Consider the following 22,205-nt stretch of genomic DNA (forward strand, 5'->3'; position numbering starts at 1 on the left):
TCGGTGACCATCAATCGATCACTCGGGAAGGTACGCCCTCCGCGTTCCGCGAGGCACCCTTCCCGAGGCCGATCCACAGGTACTGAGCATTGCTCCATCTGTTGGTCCAGACGGGGTGACGGAAGCATTGCGTGGGTGCTGGTTGCAGCCTCACCTGCGCCTCTGAGCGTGTGGCGGGGCCCGTCTGTGGGCCCCGCTCACACGCCACTGCGGAGGATTGCCCGCTCATCGGTTTGGTGCAGAGGCCTGCCGCGTGGCGGGCGTTCGGGCGAAAGCAAGGGGGCAGCTGCCTGTGAGGAACAAGCTCTGCAGCTGATCTGGAGGCCCTCCTGGGGCCTTGGTCAACGGATTCTTCAAAGGGACTGCCTGGTCAGGTGTCTGGCCGTTGCAGCGCAGGTCCCCGGCTCCGCCCAGTTGGTGACTGCCAATGATGCTGCGGACTGCCGCGTCTGCCGGCCACAGCGCGGTTTTGGTCAGCTGCGGGGAGGGCCAGAGCACTGCCGGTGCGGCAGCTTCACCAGGCATGCAACGGCTGTATGAGGCTCGTCGGGCGGCTTGCTTGGACCTCATCCTTCCGGACAGCGGATGGCCAGGCCGTACTGGAAAGCGCTCGAGGCCCAGCGCTTTTGGCGCCTGAGGCGGGCTGGAGATGCTCCGGGCATCAGGGACCGGCATTTCACGGGCGCACGCGACGATCCCCGCACTCGGGCAGGGCTGTTGGCAACAGTTCGTGGCGAGGACGCTGGCGCGCTCCCTGGAGGAGTGGTCCAACGCCGGGTGGCTGGGCGGTGCCGGCAGTGGCCGCTGCGCTGGTCATTTTGAACACGACCGTGTGCAGCAGGCAGCTGTATACCCGGCGGGACCTGGCTCAGTGCGCATTCGGCTGCCTGGATCGACCGGTACGTGCCGAGCAGCCTGCCGCCCGGACAGGAGTGGGACGCCGGTTCAGGGAGCCTCGGCATGGTGCTGCGACGGTTCACGGTCGGCGCGGACATTTCTGGGGCACTGCAGGAGTTGCGGCGTCAGCCGGAGTGGGATCACTGTCGCATGGACGGTTCTTTCACAGAGCCCTCAGTCTTCGTGCAGGCCTGTTCCTCGTCGCCCGGTCGGGGCACCAGAGGCGCCGTACACGCCCGAACATCCAGTCGTAGCAAATTTGCTTTTGGAAAAGGTATGTCAGTTCCTTTAAATTCTGCGAGTGTAGAAAATTCGATTTTAGACGTTTCCATTTACCGCATTACGGAGTGCATGGTCATGCCCGCTGAGGTGGCCAAGATAATCCGATGATGCCCGCGGTGTAGCCGCGCCCGTCGCCGATGTCCTCGATGTACTTGTACTGGGCCTTCCAGTCGAGGGAGGAGTTCTCCGCGCTCGACACCAGTTTCATGGCGATTTCCTTCTTCGCCGGGTCGTCGAGTCCGGTTGCCCTGGCGGCGGTCGGGGCGGCCGAGACGCGCGGGGCGTTGAGCAGCGGGGCCGCCGCCAGGGAGGCGCCGATCAGGGCGAGAAGAGTGCGGCGCGAGGTGGGGGCGGTGCCCGCTGCGTCGGGGGTTGGTTGCACCACGGGGACTCCAAGTGAGGTGGGGGGTCGGCCGGTTGGCGTCCAGGGACGGCCAACCGGGGCCTACTGATAGGAAGGTTTACTATCAGACCGGCAGTGTGATCGGTACCCGTCAAGGAACAAGTTCGTAGGGTCGAACAAGGAAGGCACCCGGCGCGGCCGTGCAGGGCGGCTCAGGGCAGCGGCTGTTCGGCCCAGATGACCTTGCCCGTCGGCGTGTAGCGGGTCCCCCAGCGTTCCGCGAGCTGCGCGACGAGGAAGAGGCCTCGCCCGCCCTCGTCCGTCATGGCCGCGTACCGCAGATGCGGCGACGTGCTGCTGGCGTCGAACACCTCGCAGATCAGGCTGCGGTCGCGCAGCATCCGGACATGGACGGGCGCGCTGCCGTAACGGATGGCGTTGGTGACCAGCTCGCTGAGCATCAGCTCCGTGGTGAACGTCAGCTCCTCCAGACCCCACTCCGTCAGCTGCCGCGTCACCGCCGCGCGTACCTCGCCGACGGCCGCCGGATCCATCGGCACGTCCCACTGGGCGACATCACCGGCCGTGAGAGCCCGGGTCCGCGCGACGAGCAGGGCGATGTCATCGCTCGGCCGGTGCGGCAGCCGGGCGTCCAGGACCGCCCGGCAGGTGTCCTCGGGCGACGGACCGGCCCCGGCCAGGGCCCTGCGCAACAGTTCGAGTCCGGTGTCGATGTCCCGTTCCCGGTCCTCGACGAGCCCGTCCGTGTACAGGACGAGTCGGCTGCCCTCCGCCAGCTCCAGGTCGGCCGTCTCGAACGGAAGTCCCCCGACGCCGAGCGGGGGACCGGCGGGCACATCGGGGAACTCGACGCTGCCGTCGGGCCGGATCAGGGCCGGAGGCGGGTGACCGGCGCGGGCGATGGCGCAGCGCCGGGAGGCCGGATCGTAGATCGCGTACAGACAGGTCGCGCCCGTCACGGGGGCGCTGCCGCCTTCGGCCGTCTCGTCCTGGTCGATACGGCTCACCAGTTCGTCCAGGAGTCCGAGGAGTTCGTCGGGCGGCAGATCGAGGGCGGAGAAGTTGTGGACCGCCGTGCGCAGCCGTCCCATCGTGGCCGCGGCGTGCAGCCCGTGGCCCACGACGTCGCCCACGATCAGCGCCACCCGGGCGCCGGACAACGGCAGCACGTCGAACCAGTCCCCGCCCACCCCGGCCTGGGCCGGAAGGTAGCGGTAGGCGATGTCCAGGGCGCCCTGTTCCGGCAGCTTCCGCGGCAGCAGACTGCGCTGCAGGGTCACCGCCATGCCGTGCTCGCGCGTGTACCGGCGCGCGTTGTCGATGGAGACCGCGGCCCGGGCCACCAGTTCCTCGGCGAGCGCGAGCTCCTCCTCGTCGAAGGGCTCGGGCTGCTCGGCGCGCCAGAAGTTGGCCACGCCCAGCACCAGCGCCCCCGCCCGCACCGGCACGGTGATCAGTGAGTGGATGCCGTACTCCACGACCTGCGTGGTGCGCTCGAGGTCCTGCGCGAGCCAGCCGGGGGCCTCGCCGAGGCGGGGCTCGAGGGTGGTCCGGTCGCTGCCGAGGCTGTGGGCCTGCGGAGTGGTCGCGACGAAACGGATCCGCTCACCGACCGGATAGAGGGGAGAGTCCTTACGGATCCCGCTGAACGCCGTGCGGCGCAGACCGGTTCCCGCTTCCGGCTCCTCGCCGCGCAGAACCGCCTCGAACAGGTCCACGGTGGCGAAGTCCGCGAACCGTGGCACGGCCAGCTGCGCCAGTTCCTCGGCGGTACGCGTCACGTCCAGGCTGGTTCCGACGCGCAGCCCGGCGTCGTACAGCAGCGTCAGGCGCTCCCGTGCCTCCTCGGCCTTGCCTGACAGGGCGCGCAGCTCGGTCGAGTCCCGGAGGGTGGCGACATGACCGGGCGGGCCCCCTTCCAGGTCCGTGGGCCGCTGGTTGACGGCCAGCAGCCGGTCCCCGACCAGGTGCACCTCGTCCGTGGCGACCCGTCCGGAGGCCAGGAGGGCGGCGGTGTCGGGCGGGAGGCCGAGGTCGGTCACCTGGCGCCGCTCGGCGTCGGACGGCAGGTCGAGCAGACGCTGCGCCTCGTCGTTGGCGAGCAGCAGACGGCCGTCGCCGCCGACGATGATCACTCCTTCCCGGACGGAGTGCAGCACCGCGTCGTGGTGTTCGTACATCCGGGTCATCTCGCGCGGTCCCAGGCCGTGGGTCTGCCGCAGCAGCCGCCTGCTGACGAGTGCCGTCCCGGCGGTGGCCAGCGCGAGTCCCGCGGCCGCGGAGGCCAGCACGAGCGGCAGCTGCCGGTCCGCGGCGCCGCCCACGTGCTCCGTGGTGATGCCGGCCGACACGAGGCCCACGACCTTGCCGTCGGGCGCCTCGACGGGCACCACGGCCTGCACCAGCCGCCCGATGGTTCCGTTGATCTCCTCGATCACGGTGCCGCCGGCCAGAGCGGGTTCGATGTTCCCCACGAACTTCTTGCCGATGCGGTCACGTTCGGGGTGGGTGTAGCGGATCCCTTCGGTGTTCATCACGACGACGAAGTCGACCTTCGCCGTCTTACGGGCGGCCTCGGCCCGCGGCTGGAGCACCGCCGTGGGGTTCGGGCCGCTCAGCGCCTCGCGGGTGCCAGGGGCGTTGGCGAACGTCTCGGCGACGGCGAGGGAACGGTTGCGGGCCTCCTGGACGGTGTCGTGCCGTACCTGAAGCAGCAGCGCCACCACCGCGGACACGACCAGCAGCAGCACGATGACCACTTGCAGCATGAAGACCTGCCCGGCGACGCTGCGGCCGCTCAGCGCGGACCGAAGTCCCGCGAGGGGCCCCGTCCGTGACGGTCCCGCATCCGGCTGACGCCTCGCGTGCGGCCGGCGCGGCGTCGGCCGTGTGTCGCTCTCGGACGCTCGGCCGGAGCCGTGGGCACGCGGCGCGCGCGGACCGCTGGGACGGGTCGACCGGGTGCCGGTTCGAGGCAGGAGCCGGACCATGTGCCATGTCTACACCGCCGGGCCCCAGGAGGCGAGGGGCGTCACATCCGGTGACCACTGCGGTGCGCCGTCCCGCACGGCCGCCCCCGCCCGCGTTCGGGTGACCCGGCAGCCTGTCTGCGGGGCCGGCGGGCGGGCGTGCTCCACGATCGCAGTCGGCGGGGCTACTCTGCCTGCACCGTCGTCCGCCGGGAGTCCGTCGGGAGTGCGCCGTGAACATCCTGCTCGTGGCCAGCGCGTTCAACAGCCTCACCCAGCGCGTCCACGCCGAACTGCGCGACCGTGGCCACACCGTGGCGGTGGAACTGGCCCTCCCGGACGTCTCGTTGACCAAGGCCGTACGTCGGCACGCGCCGCAGCTCGTCCTCGCACCGATGCTGAGGACGGCGCTCCCCCGGGAAGTGTGGTCCGTGTACCCGTGTTTCATCGTGCACCCGGGGCCGGTGGGGGACAGGGGCCCGTCCTCCCTCGACTGGGCGATCCAGGAGGGCGCGGAGCGGTGGGGAGTGACGGTCCTTCAGGCCGAGGAGGAGATGGACGCCGGTGACGTGTGGGCGTCCGTGGCGTGTCCTCTCCCGCCGGTGTCCAAGAGCGACCTGTACCGCAATGAGATCGCCGACGCCGCACTCGCCGCCGTCCTGCTCGCAGTCGAGCGCTTCGCGTCCGGGACCCACACCCCACTCCGGCAGGACACGGCACGGACCCGTCCCTACCTCGACCAGAGCGTGAGGCGGATCGACTGGGAGGCCGACTCGACGGGGACCGTCGCCCGCAAGCTGCGCGCCGCCGACTCGCAGCCCGGCGTGCTGGACACGCTGCTCGGTGAGGAGTGGTACCTGCACGGCGGCCATCCCGAGGACGTCCTGCGCGGCGCCCCGGGCGAGCTGCTCGCCACCCGTGCGGGGGCCGTCTGCCGGGCGACGCGGGACGGTGCCGTGTGGATCCCCGAGCTGCGCCGCCGACGCGGCCCGGGACAGCCACCGACGTTCAAGCTCCCCGCGGTCCGGGCGCTCGGCTACCGGCTGCCTCCGGTGCCGCGGCTGCCCGCGATGCCCGAACCGGGATGGGGCACCTGGACGGACATCCGCTATCGCGAGGAGGGAAGTGTCGGCTTCCTCTCGTTCTCCTTCCCCGGCGGCGCCATGAGCACCACGCAGTGCCGACGTCTGCTGGACGCCTACCGGCACGCGTGTGCCCGCCCCACCTCGGTGCTTGTGCTCGGCGGCCGGCGGGACTTCTTCTCCAACGGGATCCACCTGGGCGTCATCGAGGCCGCCGCGGACCCCGCGGCCGAGTCCTGGGCGAACATCAACGCCATCGACGACCTGGTGGAGGCGGTCCTGACGACCACGGACCGGCTGGTGGTCTCGGCACTCGCGGGCAACGCAGCGGCCGGTGGTGTGATGCTCGCCCTGGCCGCCGACGAGGTGTGGTGCCGCACCGGCTGCGTGCTGAACCCCCACTACCGGCTGATGGGCCTGTACGGCTCGGAGTACTGGACGTACACGTTGCCCCGCCGGGTGGGTGAAGCGGCGGCCGACCGACTCATGCGCGAGGCCCTGCCGATGAGCGCCGCGAGCGCCCACGGTCTCGGACTCGTCGACCGGGTGGTCGAGTGCGGGCCACAGGATTTCGCCGTGGAGGTCGGCCGGCTGGCGGCCCGGCTGGCGTCACTGCCGGGAACGCGGTCACGCATCGCCGCGAAGAAGGCCGAGTTCGACCGCCAGGCGAGCATCGAGCCCCTGTCGGCCTTCCGGGCACGGGAGCTCACCGAGATGCACCGCATCTTCCGCGATCCGGACGCTCCTTACCACGCACTGCGGCGCGCCTTCGTACGCAAGGAGAAGCCGCCGTGCACGCCCCCGCATCTCGCGCTCGCCACGGGCGGCCGGGCCGGGGCGGAGCGGGTCCGGTCCGGGATCCCGACCACCGGAAGGACCGCGCCGTGAGCGTCAGCTCGTTCGCCCCTGAGACAGAGGCACGCTTCGCCCTTGCCCGCCAGGTGGCCGACGCCGTCCTCTTCGAGGGCTGTCCGCTCCACCCGTACCGCGCCGTCGCCTCCCGGCACAGGCTGCGGCGGCAGTTCGGGCTGCTCGTGCCGCCCGCCTGGAACGCCGACGACGAGGAGTACGACTTCCAGCACACCGAATGCCTGATGGAGCCCAAGGCGGGCGCCTCCCTGGCGGTGGAGCTGCGCTTTCTGCGTGCCCGGCGGCGCACCGTCCAACGAGCCCGTCCCGACGGCGGATTCGAGACGGTGCCCGAACTGGCGCTGGGCGAGAGGACGTTGGTCCCCCTGGACGAAGGGAGCGAAGAACGCGTCGAGGCGGTCGTGACGGTGGACGAGCTTGTCGACGGCGACGGGATCACGATTGCCTTCTGCCGCCCCGCGGGGGAGGACAGCGAGCGCATCCTGGACGAGGACGGCCGTGCCGCCGGCCGTCTGATCCACCGGTATGAGGAGACCAGCGGCGTGGTGCGGCTGTCGGCACGCCGGGTCGAGGGACCGTTCCGGCTCATGCGGCTGACCGCCGTCGTCGAGAACACCAGCGCCTGGACGCCCGCGGAGGACCAGACCGCCGACCGGGACGCGGCGCTCCCCCGCTCTCTGGTGGCCACCCACCTCCTGATGGGGCTGAGCGCCGGGTCGTTCCTCTCGATGACCGATCCACCCGAGTGGGCCAAGGGCGCGATCGCCTCCTGCCGCAACCTGCACACCTGGCCCGTCCTCGCAGGCGAACCCGGCCGCGCCGACGTGGTGTTGTCCTCGCCGGTCATCCTGGAGGACCACCCGGCGCTCGCCCCGGCCGTCACCGGTGCGCCGTACCGCACCACCGAGGTCGACGAGGTCCTCGCCATGGCCGGCTCCGTGCCTCACGAGTGGCGGGAACCGGTGGCCGAGCCCGGCTCCGGCCCGGCATCCGCCCCGCTGCCCGACCGCGTCGTCGTGGACGGCCGTCCGGTGGTCGCCGGGAGCCGGGTGCGGCTGAACCCGGGTCTGCGGCGCACCGACGCACAGGATCTCTTCCTGCGGGGCCGCACCGCGACGGTCGAGGCCGTCCTGAACGACGTGGACGGCGCGGTGCACCTGGCGGTGACGGTGGAGGACGATCCGGGCGCCGACATTCGCCGGGAACAGGGATTCTTCCTCTACTTCCGGCCCGAGGAGGTCACACCCCTGGAGGACGGAGCATGAGCCTTCCCGCGGACCGCGGCAGGGTCCTCGTCGCCGGCATCGGCAACATCTTCCTCGGGGACGACGGCTTCGGCGTCGAGACGGTGCGCGCGCTGACCGGGTGTGACCTGCCCGACGGCGTCGAGGTCGTGGACGTCGGGGTGCGGGGAGTGCACCTCGCCTACCAGCTTCTCGACGGCTACGACACCCTGATCCTGGTGGACGCCACCGAGCGCGGCGGGCATCCCGGCACGGTGTACCTCATCGAACACGACAGCGCGACGGGAGACGGTCAGCAGGGTGTACCGCTCGACGGCCACGGGATGGCCCCGGACACCCTGCTCGCCCTGCTGGGCACGCTCTGTGCCGGAACCGGAGCACGGCCACCGCGGCGCACGCTCGTGGTGGGGTGCGAGCCGGCCTCGGTGGAGGAGCGTATCGGCCTGAGTCCGCCGGTGTCCGAGGCCGTGCCGGAAGCGGTGCGGCTGATCGTCGAGTTGCTGCGGGCCGAGGACTCCGGTGGGCAGGAGCCGCGGGCGGTGGTCGGTGATGCCGTGCAGTGAGTGTGCGGGTGCCCGGTCGGCTGCGCTGTTGCCGTTGCGGCGAACGGCGTACGCGGGCGGGTGGTGACGGCGTGCCGGTCCGGTGGTCCCTGGCGGCTCACCTCTAATGGACGTCGGCGGACCGCGTACGCACGCTGCCCCACGGGGCGGGGACCCCGGTCTTCGCCGGGACGGAGACCCATGCACGAGATGTCCATCGCGATGGCGGTGATCGGCCAGGTGGAAGAGGCGGCCGAGCGGGCCGGTGGCGTCACGGCGGTGCGTTCGGTGCGGCTCCAGGTGGGCGAGCTGGCCGGCGTCGTACCCGATGCCCTGTCCTTCTGCTTCGAACTGGCCTGCGCCGGGACCGTACTGGAGGGTGCCGAGCTGGTCACGGACACTGTCCCCGGACGAGCCCGCTGCGCACCCTGCGCGCACGAATGGGCCGTCGGCATGCCGCCCCTGCTGAGTTGTCCGCAGTGCGACGGGGGGACCACCGACCTGCTGGCGGGCCGTGAACTGCAGATCGTGGGTGTGCAGTGGGAGGACGGCAGGGCGCCCGCACCCACCCCCGAACCGATCCCCGAGGAGCGCTGACCATGTGCCGTGTGGTGGACCTGAAGCAGGCCGTACTCGCCAAGAACGACAGGGCCGCGGACACGCTGCGCGCCGAGCTGGCGGCCCGCGGCACCACGGTCGTCAACCTGCTGTCGAGTCCCGGGAGCGGCAAGACCGCCCTCCTGGAACGCGAACTGGTGCTGGCCCGCCAGCGGTCCGTGCCCGTGGCGGCGCTCACCGCCGACCTCGCGACCGAGAACGACGCGGCCAGGCTGGCGCGTTCCGGCGTCCCGGTCAAGCAGATCCTCACCGACGGGCTGTGCCACCTGGAGGCCGGCATGCTTGCCCGCCATCTGGAGGGGTGGCTGCCGGACGCGACCCGGCTGCTGTTCGTGGAGAACGTCGGCAACCTCGTCTGTCCGGCCTCCTACGACCTGGGGGAGACGCTGCGCGTCGTGCTCGCCTCCGTGACCGAGGGCGAGGACAAGCCGCTGAAGTACCCCACGGCCTTCGGCCTCGCCCACGTGGTGGTGGTCACGAAGACCGACATCGCCGCCGCGGTCGGGTTCGACGAGGCGACGTTCCGCGCGAACGTCGAGCGGGTCAATCCGGGTGTGCAGGTGCTGCTGACCTCGGCCCGCCGGGATGTGGGGCTCGGTGCCCTGCTCGATCTCGCGCTGGCGGCCGCGGAGGGCGCCCCGCTCCACTCGCCCGTCATGGCCCGTCAGCCCCACGACCACACTCATGACCACACGGACGGTACCGGGGTCATGGCGCAGTCCCGCTCGTGAGCGGTGCCCCGCCGACGGCCGTCTCCGCACACACGTCGGTGCGCCGAAGGGTCACCGTACGGGGTGTGGTGCAGGGCGTCGGCTTCCGGCCCTACGTCCACACCCTCGCCACCGCGCTCGGTCTGTCCGGACACGTGACCAACACCCCGGAGGGCGTCATCGCGGAGGTCGAGGGAGCACCCGAGGCCGTCGCCCGGTTCTGCGACCGCCTCGCCCCGGAGGCGCCGCCGCTGGCCCGCGTGGACTGCATCGACCACCAGGAGGTGCCCGCCACCGGCGAGGCCGCGTTCACCATTCTCGCCTCGCGCACGGGCGGACGCGGAAGGACCCTGATCCCGCCCGACACGGCCACCTGCGCGGCGTGCCTGCGCGAGCTGGCCTCCCCCGCGGACCGGCGCCACCGCCATCCTTTCGTCAACTGCACGCACTGCGGTCCACGGTTCACGATCGTCACCGGTCTGCCCTACGACCGCGAGCACACCACGATGGCCGGCTTCCCGATGTGTCCCGACTGTGCCCGCGAGTACGCCGATCCGGCCGACCGCCGCTTCCACGCCCAGCCGGTCGCCTGCCCGGAGTGCGGACCACGGCTGCGTCTGCTCGTCGCCCGGCCGGACGGCGCCGGTCCGCCGTGTGCGGCCGCGGCACGGGACCCGGTCGCCGAGGCGCGCGGGCTCCTGGCGAGCGGCGCGATCCTCGCGGTCAAGGGCCTGGGCGGCTATCACCTGGCCTGCGACGCCACCGATTCCACCGTCGTCGCCCGGCTGCGCCGCCGCAAGGGCCGGGGGAACAAGCCGTTCGCCCTCATGGCCGGGAGCGTCGACGACATCGAGCCCTTGGTCCGGATCGCTCCCGAGGAACGCGGTCTGCTCACCGATGCCACGAGACCGATCGTGCTGTTGCGCCGCCGCACGGACACCGGGTGCGCACCGGAAGGCCTCCGCCCGGCCGGGACCGTTGCCCCAGGCAGCCCCGACCTCGGCCTGATGCTGCCGTACACCCCCGTGCACCATCTGTTGTTCGGGCTCCCCGGTGACCCGGAGGGTCCCCGACTGCTCGTCATGACGAGCGGCAACGTGTCCGGTGAGCCGATCGTCACCGACGACGAGGAGGCGCTGGAGCGGCTGGCGCACCTGGCCGACGCCTGGCTCACACACGACCGGCCGATCCATGTGCCGTGCGACGACTCCGTGGTGCGCGTGTGCGACGGACAGCCGCTGATCGTGCGCCGCGCCCGCGGTTACGCGCCGCTGCCGCTGACGCTTCCGGTGCCCCTGCGGCCGGCACTCGCCGTCGGCGGAGACCTCAAGAACGTGTTCAGCGTCGGCGAGGGCCGCCGGGCCTGGCTGTCCGCCCACGTCGGAGACATGGACGACCTCGCCACCCAGCGGGCCTTCGAGCGCGCCGTGGCACAACTGGAGTCGATCACCCCGGTGCGGCCCGAACTGCTGGTGGCCGACCGGCATCCCGCCTACCGCTCCGCCCGGTGGGCCGCCCGGAACGCGGCCGGCCGGCCCGTCGTGCGCGTCCAGCATCATCACGCGCACGTCGCCTCCGCGATGGCCGAACACGGACTCGACGGCAGCCGGCCGGTGATCGGCGTCGCCTTCGACGGCACCGGATACGGCGACGACGGAGCGGTGTGGGGCGGGGAGTTCCTGCTCGCGGACTACGACGGTTTCACCCGGTTCGGGCACCTCGCGTACGTGCCACTGCCCGGCGGCGACGCCGCGGTGCACCGCCCGTACCGCATGGCGCTCGCGCACCTGCGCGCGGCCGGGATCGACTGGTCCGGCGAACTGGCCTGTGCGGCCGCCTGTCCGCCCGGCGAACGCCTGGTACTCGCGAGGCAGTTGGAGCGGAACCTCAACTGCGTTCCGACCTCCAGCATGGGCCGCCTTTTCGACGCGGTCTCGTCCCTCGCGGGCGTCTGCCACCAAGCGGGATACGAGGCACAGGCCGCCGTCGAGTTGGAGGCGGCCGCGCTGCGCGCCCCCGCCGGGGACACCGCCGCCTATGCGTTCGACGTCGAGGCACCGGAGGCGGACGGCGGCCCGGTACGTGCGGATCCTGCACCCGTTCTCGCGGCGGTCGTCGACGACCTGCGGGCGGGCGCGGAGCAGAGCCTGATCGCCGCCCGTTTCCACCGGGCCGTCACCGGCCTGGTCCACCACCTCTGTGTACTGGCGCGAGAACGGCACGGACTGGACACGGTCGCGCTGACCGGCGGCGTGTTCCTCAACTCCCTGCTCTCCTCGGCCTGCACCGAGGCCCTGAGCGCGGACGGCTTCACGGTGCTGCGCCACCACCTCGTCCCGCCCGGCGACGGCGGCCTGGCCCTCGGCCAGCTCGTGGTGGCCGCCCGTACCGGGGAGGCCCCCGACTGACCAACCGTCCCGGCAGCGCCGGGCGACGCACCACCCACAGCGAGGAGAGGCCCATGTGCCTGGCGGTACCCGGCAGAGTGCTGGACATCGAGGAACGCGACGGCACCCGGATGGCCAGCGTCGACTTCGGCGGCGTGGTCAAGGAGGTGTGCCTGGAGTACCTGCCCGACCTCCAGGTCGGCGAGTACGCCATTGTTCATGTCGGCTTCGCCCTGCAGCGCCTCGACGAGGAGTCCGCGAAGCAGACGCTCGAACTGTTCGAAACCCTCGGCATGCTGCAGGAGGAGTTCGGCGATCCCTGGGAAATGGCCGCGGAAGCGGGCGGGGCGCTCCCGCCCGCACCTGAGGAGGCGCGGAAGTGAAGTACCTCGACGAATTCCAGGACCCGCAGCTGGCGCGCCGGCTCCTCGACGAGATCCACGCCACGGTGACCAGGCCCTGGGCGCTGATGGAGGTCTGTGGCGGACAGACCCATTCGATCATCCGCCACGGCATCGACCAACTGCTGCCCGACCAGGTCGAACTGATCCACGGGCCCGGCTGTCCCGTGTGCGTGACCCCGCTGGAGGTCATCGACAAGGCTCTGGAGATCGCCTCCCGGCCCGAGGTGATCTTCTGTTCCTTCGGTGACATGCTCCGTGTGCCCGGTACCGGGCGGGACCTGTTCCAGGTGCGCGGCGAAGGAGGGGACGTACGGGTCGTCTACTCGCCGCTCGACGCCCTGAGGATCGCGCAGCAGAACCCCGGCCGGCAGGTGGTGTTCTTCGGTATCGGCTTCGAGACGACCGCACCGCCCAACGCGATGACGGTGTATCAGGCCCGCAAGCTGGGCATTGGGAACTTCAGCCTGCTGGTGTCCCATGTGCGGGTGCCTCCCGCCATCGAGGCGATCATGCGGTCCCCGGACTGCCGGGTCCAGGGCTTCCTGGCCGCGGGCCACGTGTGCAGCGTGATGGGCGTGGACGAGTACCCGGAACTGGCGGAGCGCTTCCGTGTCCCGATCGTCGTGACCGGCTTCGAGCCCCTGGACATCCTCGAGGGCGTACGCCGGACCGTGGCCCAGCTGGAGCGTGGCGAACACACCGTGGACAACGCCTATCCGCGCGCCGTCCGCGCCGAGGGAAATCCGGCCGCCAAGGCGATGCTGGAGGACGTCTTCGAGGTCACCGACCGCGCCTGGCGGGGTATCGGTGTGATCCCCGACAGCGGCTGGCGGCTGTCCGCCAAGTACCGCGACTACGACGCCGAGCACCGCTTCGCGGTCGAGAACATCCAGACCCGCGAGCCGGCCGCCTGCCGCAGTGGCGAGGTCCTGCAGGGCCTGATCAAGCCGCACGAGTGCGAGGCGTTCGGCACCCCGTGCACACCCCGTACCCCGCTCGGAGCCACGATGGTCTCCAGCGAGGGCGCCTGCGCCGCGTACTACCTCTACCGGCGCCTGGACACCACCCCCGCGCCCCGGGAGGCGACCCCCGTTGTCTGACGCCATCGACCTGCGCACGCCGTCCGTGGACCCGGCGAGCTGGACCTGCCCGGCTCCGCTGCGCGACCAGTCCCGCATCGTCATGGGCCACGGCGGGGGCGGGACGCTCTCCGCCGAACTCGTCCAGCACGTCTTCGCGCCCGCTTTCGGCGGTGACACGCTCGCCCAGTTGGGCGACGCCGCCGTGGTGTCGCTGGGAGGTGTCCGGCTGGCCTTCTCCACCGACTCGTTCGTCGTACGCCCGCTGTTCTTCCCTGGCGGCAGCATCGGCGATCTCGCCGTCAACGGCACCGTCAACGACCTTGCCATGAGCGGTGCACGGGCGGCCTACCTCTCCTGCGGATTCATCCTGGAAGAGGGCGTCGAGATGGAGACGGTGGCCCGTGTCGCCGACGCGCTCGGCAGGGCCGCGCGCACCGCCGGCGTCGAGGTGGCGACGGGCGACACCAAGGTGGTGGAGGCCGGTCACGGCGACGGCGTCTTCATCAACACCGCCGGTATCGGGATCGTCCCGGCGGGCGTCGACCTGCGTCCGCAGCGGGTGGTCCCCGGCGACGTGGTGATCGTCAGTGGCCCGATCGGCGTGCACGGCGTGGCCATCATGAGCGTCCGAGAGGGCCTGGAATTCGGAGTGGAGATCGAGAGCGACTGCGCGGCCCTGGGCGGACTGGTCGACGCCATGCTCGCCGTCACCCCGGATCTGCACGTCCTGCGCGATCCCACTCGGGGCGGGCTGGCGGCCGCCCTCAACGAGATCGCCGCCGCCTCGGGCACCGGGGTCGTCATCGCGGAGCGCGAGATCCCGGTCCCGCAGCCCGTCGCCAACGCCTGCGCCGTGCTGGGCCTGGACCCCATGTACGTCGCCAACGAGGGAAAACTGGTGGCGTTCGTCCCGCGCGAGCACGCCGACGCCGTCCTCGACGCCATGCGGGCGCATCCGCTGGGCGGGGGATCCAGGATCATCGGTGAGACGGTGGAGGGCCATCCGGGCATGGTGGTGGCCCGCACCGGGCTGGGCGGCACGCGCGTGGTGGACATGCCGCTCGGGGAGCAACTGCCGAGGATCTGCTGACCCACGGCGGAGGACGGCCGGGAACCGGACGACGCGCAGCGGCAGCGCCGGCAGGACACCCACGGTGCTCACCCGGGCATGCACGGGCAGGCTCCGTCCGCCCCGGCCGTGCATGCCGACCGGAACACGGGGGGCCACCGGACGCCCCCTGACAAACCGGTCGGTATCCCGGTGGGCGGAAACCGGTTGCCCCCTCGGTATGACCACGGACGCGAAGCCGAGTTCTCGGGACCGGCTGTTGGGTGCGGCGGCCACGCCCTGCACGGATCCACCGTTACCGCGGCGCAGGACGCCAAGATCGAACCGGAAATCCTCGAGCTCGTGAGAATTCGCGCCTCGCATTGGCCCGTCGCTCCGTGCGTAGCCGGGGCACGGTGCTTGGGTGACCGCCGCGTGCAGCAGGAAAACGGTGATGAGCGGTACATCCGCCGTCTCTCTTGCTGCGGACCGTGCGGCCCCTGCACAGTCGTGTCGCACCGGGTCAGGGCGACCCACCACCGCCTCGAGGCCGGCGTGGCACCGTCGGGCGGGTCGCGCCCCCGCGTCCGGCTGCCGGACGCTACGAGGGCGCCGGCCGCAGCGCCTGCAGCACCGCCCAGATGACGGAGACGAACGGGACGGCCACGACGGCGCCGATCACTCCCGCGACGATGCTGCCCGCGATCACGGACACGGCCACGACGAGCGGGTGGAGGCGGACGGCCCAGCCCATCACGAGGGGATGCAGGACGTGCCCCTCGAGTTGGCCGATGACCACGATGAGCAGCAGTACGGCTGCCGCCGTGAGGGGACCGCGCCCCGCGAGCGCGACCACGGTGGCCACGCCGAGCGCGACCGGCGAGCCCACCAGCGGCACGAAGGTGGCGAAGAACTCCAGCAGCGTGAGCGGCAGCGCGAGTGGCACCTGGAGCACGAGCAGGACGACGCCGACGAGCACCGCGTTGGTCGCGGCCACGATGATGATGCCCCGTGTGTACCCGGCGAACGTCCGCCAGGCCGCGTGCCCGACTCGGTCCCAGGCGGGCCGGGCGCTCCGGGGCAGGAACGCGTCGCGGGTCCAGGACCACAGGTGTTCGCCGGAGTGGAGGAAGAAGACCGAGGAGAAGAGTGCGAGCGCGGCCCCGGTGATCAGTTCGACGACCCTGCCCAGGCCGCTGACCGCGCTGCTGAGCAGGTCGGCGCGGTGGGACGAGAGGTAGGAGGCGATCTGACCCTGCAGTTCGGAGAGTTTGCGGTGGCTGAGCCGGAACGGCGGGTGTTCGAGCCAGCGTTCGATCTGCCGGATGCCGCCGCGGAACTCCCCGGTCAGCTTGCCCCACTCGCCCGCCACCGCCTCGCCCACGAGGGCGAGCAGGGAGAACATCAGCAGCATGCTGCTGATCAGGGAGATCGCCACGCTGAGGGGGCGGGGGAGCCGGCGGTTCAGCAGGTCGGTGAGGGGGCGCAGGACCGAGGTGATGACCAGTGCGAGGAAGAGGGACACGGCGACGAGCTGGAAGCGGCCCAGGACGGTGAAGACGCCGTAGACGGCGATCCCGATGAGGATCAGGCGCCAGGCGTAGGCGGCCGCGACGCGCAGCCACGGGACCGTGCGCTCGGCCGCCGGGGGCCCAGGGGCGGTCGGGACGCGCCGAAGGAAGCGCGCGGACCGGGGCGGCCGACTGCCCAGCACCACGGCGCCCCTCCTGCTCCCTCGTGCCGGGCCGCCCTCATGCGCCACCGCGTCTCCCGCGTCCTGACTGCCGGTCATCTCCAGAGCACAGTAGGGGCAAAGCGGACAGGCGGCGGCGTGCAACGCGCCCGTGCACAAGGCGTGGGCCGGGTAGTCACTGTGCGTGAGCAAGGATCCCCATACCGGCAGATCACCCATTATCGTGAGGACTTGAGAGGTGCCGTTGATCCGCACGTTGTCTGCGCGATTCGGTCGGAGGAAGCGATGAGCGGGGAAGGGCGTGGGCGGCCGGAGCAGGTCCTGCCCAAACTGCGGCTGGACGAGTTGCTGGACGAGCTGCAGACCCGCATCGACGCGGCGCGCGGCACACAGGACCGCGTGCACCGCCTCCTGGAGGCCGTGCTGTCGGTCGGACGGGAACTCGACCTGCCGCAGGTGCTGCGGCGCATCGTCGAGGCGGCGGTGGTGCTGGTGGACGCCGAGTACGGCGCACTGGGCGTCATCGGTGACGACCGTATGCTCGCCGAGTTCCTCACCATCGGCATCGGTGACGACGAGCGGGCGAAGATCGGGGCACTGCCCAGTGGGCACGGCATCCTCGGGGAGCTGATCCGGCACCCGGAGCCGCTGCGCCTGTCCGAGATCTCGGACCACCCGGCTTCCTACGGTTTTCCGGCCCACCATCCGCCGATGCACTCCTTCCTCGGTGTGCCCATCCGAGTCCGCGACCAGGTCTTCGGGAACCTGTACCTCACCGAGAAGCGCGGCGCCGAGGAGTTCGACTCCGAGGACGAGGCCGTGCTGTCCACCCTGGCGGTGGCCGCCGGTGTCGCCATCGAGAACGCCCGGCTCTACGAGGAGACGCGGCTGCGGGAACGCTGGCTCAGAGCGAGCTCCGAGGTCACCAGCGCGCTGTTGTCGGGTGCCCCCAGCGCGGACGTGCTGGAGCTGATCGTCGAGCAGGCGAGGGGTATCGTCTCCGCCGACGCGGGGATGATCGCCGAGCGGGTGGCCGGGGAGGAGGCGCTGCGGCCGCTGTTCGCGGTCGGCCTCGGCGCGGAGCACCGCAGCGGTCTTGTGATGTCCGGGCAGGACGGTTTCGTGGAGGCCGCCCTGAGCACGCCGGAGCCGGTGATCAGCCCCGACATCAGGCAGGACCCCCGGATCGACCCGGAGTCGGCCTTGTGGACCGGGCTCGGATCCGTGGTCGGCGTGCCCCTGGTGGCGAGCGGCAAGTCCATCGGGGCGCTGGTGCTGGGGCGCACCGCGGGGCGTGCCGCGTTCACGGACACCGACGCCGGTCCCCTTCTCGGATTCGCGGGGCAGGCCGCGCTGGCGCTGGAGCTGGCCGAGCGGCGCCGGGACGCCGAGCAGATCACGCTGCTGCAGGACCGCGACCGGATCGCCCGTGATCTGCACGACCTCGCGATCCAGCGGCTGTTCGCGGCGGGCATGACCTTGCAGAGCACCCAGCGTTTCGTCGACCACCCCGAGGCGGTGGAGCGGTTGTCGCGGACGGTCGACGACCTCGACGAGACCATCAAGATCATTCGGTCCACCATCTTCGGGCTGCGTACGCACGGCGCCGGGGCGAAGGAGGAAGCCGGTCTGCGCAGGCGGGTGTCCGAAGCAGTGACGGCGTCGGCCACCTCGCTGGGCTTCACTCCCGCGCTGCGCATCGAGGGGCTGGTGGACACCGATGTCCCCGGCGACGTGGCCGATCATGTCCTGGCCGTCCTCGGTGAGGCCCTGAGCAACGCGGCCCGGCACTCCGGGGCGCGTTCCGTGGACGTCCACCTGCGCTTCGCCGACGGCGAGTTGACCCTGACGGTGGCCGACGACGGCTGCGGGGTGCCGGAGGGCGTGGTCCGCAGCGGGCTGCGTAACCTCGAGGAGCGGGCCGTCGCGCTGGGCGGCAGCCTCACGGTGGGCGAACTCCGCGAGGGCTGCGGGACGTGTCTGGTGTGGCGTGTCCCGGTGCGGTCAGCGGGGAGCTGACGGCACGGTCGGCGGGCGGCACGACGGGGCCTCGCGGACCCTTCGGGGCCGTACCCGATCCGGAGGGCCATCTGTGCGGGACCGGGCCGCGCGACGGTGGTGTGAGTCCCCGGACGGCCCTGGCTCACCGGGCGGAGTGTCCCCCGGCTTCGGGTGTCTCCAGCTGGGAGGCGAGGACCGCGGCCTGGACGCGGCGCTGCACGCCGAGCTTGGCGAGCAGCCGCGAGATGTGGTTCTTGACGGTCTTCTCCGACAGGAAGAGCTTCTTGCCGATCTCCCGGTTGGTCAGTCCGTCCCCGATCAGCGCGAGGATGTCACGCTCGCGCGGGGACAGGCTCGCCAGCTCGGGCGCCATGGCAGGCTGCTCGGCGGGGTCGGCGCGCAGCGAGTGCATCAGCCGTGCGGTGGTCGCGGGGTCGAGCATGGACTGGCCGGAGGCGACGGTGCGGACCGCCGAGATCAGGTCGGAACCCTTGATCTGCTTGAGTACGTAGCCCGAGGCACCGGCCATGATCGCGTCGAGCAGCGCGTCCTCGTCGTCGAACGAGGTCAGCATGAGGCACGCCAGATCCGGCATACGGCTGCGCAGCTCACGACAGACGCTGATGCCGTCGCCGTCCGGGAGACGTACGTCCAGGACGGCCACGTCCGGTCGCACCGCCGGGCCGCGGGCGAGCGCATGCTCGACGGTGTCGGCGTCGCCGACCACCGTGATGTCGGTTTCGGCGTCCAGTAGATCGGCGAGGCCGCGTCGTACCACCTCGTGGTCGTCCAGCAGGAAGACCCGGATCGGGTTCTGATCGCTGAAGGTGCGTGCCTCGGCCATGAGGACCTCTCGTTTCCGGATGAGGACGGGCAGCGGACCGACCCGTGCCGACGATCATCGCCTGGCGGGGCCGTGGGCACTAGGGCCGACAGACCCCACTGGTACCCACGATGCACCCTCCCCGGCGCCCTCGTCCCGGACCGGCGGCCCCTTCCGGGCGGCGTCGCGCGAAGGGCTCCTTCCTTGCGGTGTTCGTGTCCGCAGGGCCCGGGAGGGGGTGTGACCGATGCGGAAGATCAGGCGCAGGACGGTGCTGGGGTGGCGGTGGCGGCACAATCCGCTGCGACGCCACAGCGATGCGGTGGAGGGGCCCGGTAGTCGGCACGTGGGCGACGGCCGTGGCCTGCGGAGCGACGCCGATGGCAACGGCACCGTCCCCACCGGCACCACGGCCGTGAAGGCGGGAGCCGCTGAGGGCACCTGGGTGCGGGCGTGGACGGAAGGGCATGGGAACCCGGTGTCCGGGCCGATCGGCTCGACGGAGGCCGCGCGCTGTCGCACTGTCCGGCGCGGGTGTTGGCACGGCCCGGGCCCGATGATCCTCGTGGGCGGAGGCGTGGTGCGTCTGCGGATGGGGCGGCGGACCACCGAGCGGTGGGGCGAGGAACGGGACCGGCCCGGACCGCTACGGGGGCGGAAGAGGAGGTGAGGGCCGGACGCGACGGGGACCCCACCACGCCCGGTCTACGCCGGTGTGGAGTCCACGCCTGCGCCTACGCCGGTGTGGGTTCTCGTTCCGCGAGGTCGAACTGCACATCCACGACGCCCTCGACGGCCCGGGCCAGACGCGCCGCCACGGGTACCAGAGCGGTGTCCCGGATGTGGCCGCCGAGCTTCACCACTCCGTCCTCGACCTCGACGTGTACGACCGAGTCCGGCGGCGGGAGGAGATACGCCACCACCTCGCGCCGGACCTCCTCGGCGATCTCCTCGTCGTCCCGCAGGAACACCTTCAGCAGGTCCGCGCGACTGACGATGCCCTGCAGCATGCCGAGCTCGTCGACGACGGGAAGCCGTTTGACCTTGTGGCGCGCCATGGTCCGCGCCGCCTGCGCGAGCGTCGCGTCGGCACGCGTGGTCAGAGCCGGGGAGGTCATCAGCTCCTCCGCCGTCACCGCGTCCGCCTTGGCGAGCCCGGTGAGTCCGCGAAGCCGGGTGAAGGGGGAACCCCCGGCCGGGCAGAGAGGGGACGGGCCGTCGTCGCGGAACTCCTCCTTGGACAGCAGGTCGGCCTCCGACACGACGCCGACGACGCGGCCCTCGCCCTCCAGGACGGGCAGGGCGCTGACCCTCCAGTCATGCATCATCTGCACGATCTCCTTGAAGGGCGCGCGGCGGCCGATCGCGGCGACCGTCTGGGTCATCACATCACTCACGATGTGCGGGGTGCCGTGCATGACGTCTCCTGCGGTCGAGGGCCGCGGTCAGCGAAGGCTGCCGCTGCCGTACGGGGCGTAGAGGTCCAGCAGCCGTGTCCGGGCCGAGCACAGGCGGTGCGACAGGATGCCTCCCACCCACTGGGCGACCGTGAGGCCGAGCGCCGGATCGTCCTGGCACATCGAGCGGATCGCCGCCCCGTCGAACTCGTACGCCCGGACCGGCGTCGTCGCCTCGGCGCCCAGGTGCCAGGCATGCGGCGCGAACAGCCAGGACCATCCGACGAGTTCTTCGCGCCCCAGGGTCTCGATGACGGCGGCGCGGCGGCCGGGGACGTGCATGTCGAGGTCGACCGTGCCACTGCGGATGATCCAGAACCGGTCGGCTCGGCCGCCCTCGTCGAAGAGGCGCGTTCCCTGAGGGATGGACACCTCGCGGGCGGTGCGCATCAGCCGCTCCCGGTGCTCGGTGGGCAGCGCGCAGAGCATGCTGATCGTCGGGGGAGCGTTCATGACAGCCTCCAGGGGGAGAGGGCCCGACGCCTCCAGCGTCGCCCCGTGCCCCGATGCGGACCATGGGCCACCCGGCCCCCGGCCAGGCCGTCCGGCACTGCGCGACCGGCCTCGGCGATCCGCGCGGAAGCCGGTGATCGGAATGTCCGGGAGCGCGAGGGCCCACCGCAGGCGGTGTTGCGCCGACAGGCCCCACGATGGTTCTGTGCGGCCCCTGCGCACGAGGCCGCGCCAGCACCAGGCTCGACACATGAGCGGAACATCCCGGACGTAGGAGGTGCGCCCCATGGTTCGGCACGTCACCGCGGGAGTCGACGAGACCGGCGAAAGCCTCGCGGCCGCCCACTGGGCCGCTCGGGAGGCCCTGCGCCGGGGCGCCACGCTGCGCCTCGTGCATGCCTGGAAGCGGCAGCGGACACCGGCGCCCTCCGTCCCGATGGACACCACCCGGCGAGGCTGGGCGCAACAGACCCTGGAGCGGGCCGTCCGCAGTGTGCGTGCCGCGCACCCGGGGCTGCAGGTGGAGGACCTGTTGCCGGCCGATTCCCCGGTCACGGTCCTGCTTGCGGCAGCCGAGGAGTCGGAGTTGCTGGTGCTCGGATCCCGCGGCCTCGGTCGTATCGCCGGGTTCGTGGTGGGATCGGTGTCCCAACGCGTCGTCGCCAGGTCCCGGTGCCCCGTGGTGCTCGTACGGGCCGGTGAGACCTCCGCCGACGAACACCTGCCGGCCCTGAACGGCGTCTCGCCGGACGAGATACCCGAGACTCCGTACCGCGACGTGGTGCTCGGTCTCGACACCGGGCATTCCTGCGACGAACTGATGGACTTCGCCTTCGAGGCCGCGCGGCGCCGTGGCACGCCGCTGCAGGTGATCCACGTGTGCAGCGACGTGGCGGACCTCGCCGCCGACGGCCGGTCGGGCGCGGAACGCGCAGCGGAACTGGTCGAGGAGCGGCGCCACCTCGTGGTGGCGACTCTGCGCCCCTGGCGCGAGAAGTTCCCCGGCGTCCCGGTCTCCGAGACCGTCACCGCGGGGCGCCCCTCGGCGGAACTGGTGCGGGCGTCCGCCCACGCCTCTCTCGTCGTCGTCGGGCGCCGGACGCGGGACGCCGGGCTCGGCACGCACATCGGATCCGTCGTGCACGCCGTGCTCCATCACGTGGGCTGTCCGGTCGCCGTCGTCCCGCACACCTGAACCGGTTCCTGGACGGCGTCCGGGAACCGACGACCATGGGAAGGATCAGCCGTGACGAGGCAGAACCGGTGCGCGCCTGCGCCG

At 71.7% G+C, this 22,205-nt stretch carries 16 protein-coding genes and 1 pseudogene; 11 read left to right on the forward strand and 6 right to left on the reverse strand.

Going from position 1 to position 22,205, the window contains the following annotated elements; all coding sequences use genetic code 11:
• Window positions 1-1,279 precede the first annotated feature (1,279 nt).
• Both ACZ3TS_RS36045 and ACZ3TS_RS36050 read right to left on the reverse strand, forming a co-directional pair.
• A pseudogene (locus ACZ3TS_RS36045) lies at window positions 1,280-1,564 on the reverse strand (chitosanase); the annotation flags it as partial.
• A gap of 170 nt (window positions 1,565-1,734) precedes the next feature.
• Window positions 1,735-4,533, reverse strand: a complete 2,799-nt coding sequence (locus ACZ3TS_RS36050) for a SpoIIE family protein phosphatase (RefSeq protein WP_467626089.1) — start codon at window positions 4,531-4,533, stop codon at window positions 1,735-1,737.
• Window positions 4,534-4,745: 212 nt separating this feature from the next.
• Between ACZ3TS_RS36050 and ACZ3TS_RS36055 the strand changes: the two genes are divergently transcribed.
• The 9 genes from ACZ3TS_RS36055 (at window position 4,746) to hypE (ending at window position 14,541) form a co-directional block, all read left to right on the forward strand.
• A complete protein-coding gene (locus ACZ3TS_RS36055; RefSeq protein ID WP_467626090.1) occupies window positions 4,746-6,482 on the forward strand; it encodes a hydrogenase maturation protein in 1,737 nt (578 codons plus the stop codon).
• A complete protein-coding gene (locus ACZ3TS_RS36060) occupies window positions 6,479-7,729 on the forward strand; it encodes a hypothetical protein (RefSeq protein ID WP_467626092.1) in 1,251 nt (416 codons plus the stop codon). Before ACZ3TS_RS36055 ends, ACZ3TS_RS36060 begins: the two co-directional genes overlap by 4 nt.
• On the forward strand, window positions 7,726-8,271 hold the full coding sequence (locus tag ACZ3TS_RS36065; RefSeq protein WP_467626094.1) for a hydrogenase maturation protease: 546 nt from the start codon (window positions 7,726-7,728) through the stop codon (window positions 8,269-8,271). The genes ACZ3TS_RS36060 and ACZ3TS_RS36065 overlap by 4 nt, the downstream gene beginning before the upstream one ends.
• A 180-nt stretch (window positions 8,272-8,451) precedes the next feature.
• On the forward strand, window positions 8,452-8,847 hold the full coding sequence (hypA, locus tag ACZ3TS_RS36070) for a hydrogenase maturation nickel metallochaperone HypA (protein WP_467626095.1): 396 nt from the start codon (window positions 8,452-8,454) through the stop codon (window positions 8,845-8,847).
• 2 nt (window positions 8,848-8,849) lie between these two features.
• A complete protein-coding gene (gene hypB / locus ACZ3TS_RS36075) occupies window positions 8,850-9,599 on the forward strand; it encodes a hydrogenase nickel incorporation protein HypB (RefSeq protein ID WP_467626096.1) in 750 nt (249 codons plus the stop codon).
• Window positions 9,596-11,986 (forward strand): carbamoyltransferase HypF, encoded by a 2,391-nt coding sequence (gene hypF / locus ACZ3TS_RS36080; protein WP_467626098.1) that lies wholly within the window; start codon window positions 9,596-9,598, stop codon window positions 11,984-11,986. The genes hypB and hypF overlap by 4 nt, the downstream gene beginning before the upstream one ends.
• Before the next feature lie 53 nt (window positions 11,987-12,039).
• Window positions 12,040-12,348 carry a HypC/HybG/HupF family hydrogenase formation chaperone gene (locus ACZ3TS_RS36085; protein WP_467626099.1) on the forward strand — a complete coding sequence of 103 codons (309 nt, stop codon included), beginning with the start codon at window positions 12,040-12,042 and terminating at the stop codon, window positions 12,346-12,348.
• The gene (gene hypD / locus ACZ3TS_RS36090; RefSeq protein ID WP_467626101.1) at window positions 12,345-13,469 is read left to right on the forward strand and encodes a hydrogenase formation protein HypD; all 1,125 of its coding nucleotides are present in this window, start codon (window positions 12,345-12,347) and stop codon (window positions 13,467-13,469) included. Before ACZ3TS_RS36085 ends, hypD begins: the two co-directional genes overlap by 4 nt.
• Window positions 13,462-14,541 carry a hydrogenase expression/formation protein HypE gene (hypE, locus tag ACZ3TS_RS36095; protein ID WP_467626102.1) on the forward strand — a complete coding sequence of 360 codons (1,080 nt, stop codon included), beginning with the start codon at window positions 13,462-13,464 and terminating at the stop codon, window positions 14,539-14,541. The genes hypD and hypE overlap by 8 nt, the downstream gene beginning before the upstream one ends.
• Before the next feature lie 559 nt (window positions 14,542-15,100).
• Here the strand turns inward: hypE and ACZ3TS_RS36100 are convergent.
• A complete protein-coding gene (locus ACZ3TS_RS36100; RefSeq protein WP_467626103.1) occupies window positions 15,101-16,291 on the reverse strand; it encodes an AI-2E family transporter in 1,191 nt (396 codons plus the stop codon).
• Between the two features lie 186 nt (window positions 16,292-16,477).
• Between ACZ3TS_RS36100 and ACZ3TS_RS36105 the strand changes: the two genes are divergently transcribed.
• Window positions 16,478-18,211: a sensor histidine kinase gene (locus ACZ3TS_RS36105; RefSeq protein ID WP_467626105.1), complete on the forward strand. Its 1,734-nt coding sequence runs from the start codon at window positions 16,478-16,480 to the stop codon at window positions 18,209-18,211.
• A 124-nt stretch (window positions 18,212-18,335) separates the two neighbouring features.
• Here the strand turns inward: ACZ3TS_RS36105 and ACZ3TS_RS36110 are convergent, their stop codons facing one another.
• The 3 genes from ACZ3TS_RS36110 to ACZ3TS_RS36120 form a co-directional block, all read right to left on the reverse strand.
• Complete coding sequence (locus ACZ3TS_RS36110) at window positions 18,336-19,037, reverse strand: response regulator (protein ID WP_467626106.1); 702 nt, start codon at window positions 19,035-19,037, stop codon at window positions 18,336-18,338.
• A gap of 713 nt (window positions 19,038-19,750) precedes the next feature.
• Entirely contained in the window at window positions 19,751-20,434 is a 684-nt protein-coding gene (locus ACZ3TS_RS36115) for a CBS domain-containing protein (RefSeq protein WP_467626108.1), read from the reverse strand.
• 27 nt (window positions 20,435-20,461) lie between these two features.
• Window positions 20,462-20,926, reverse strand: coding sequence for a Crp/Fnr family transcriptional regulator (locus ACZ3TS_RS36120; protein WP_467626109.1), 465 nt, complete (start codon window positions 20,924-20,926; stop codon window positions 20,462-20,464).
• 286 nt (window positions 20,927-21,212) lie between these two features.
• Here ACZ3TS_RS36120 and ACZ3TS_RS36125 point away from each other — a divergent pair, with 286 nt between their 5' ends.
• A complete protein-coding gene (locus tag ACZ3TS_RS36125; protein ID WP_467626111.1) occupies window positions 21,213-22,121 on the forward strand; it encodes a universal stress protein in 909 nt (302 codons plus the stop codon).
• The last annotated feature ends 84 nt before the right edge of the window (window positions 22,122-22,205 follow it).

Source organism: Streptomyces sp. NPDC022910, from assembly GCF_055561075.1.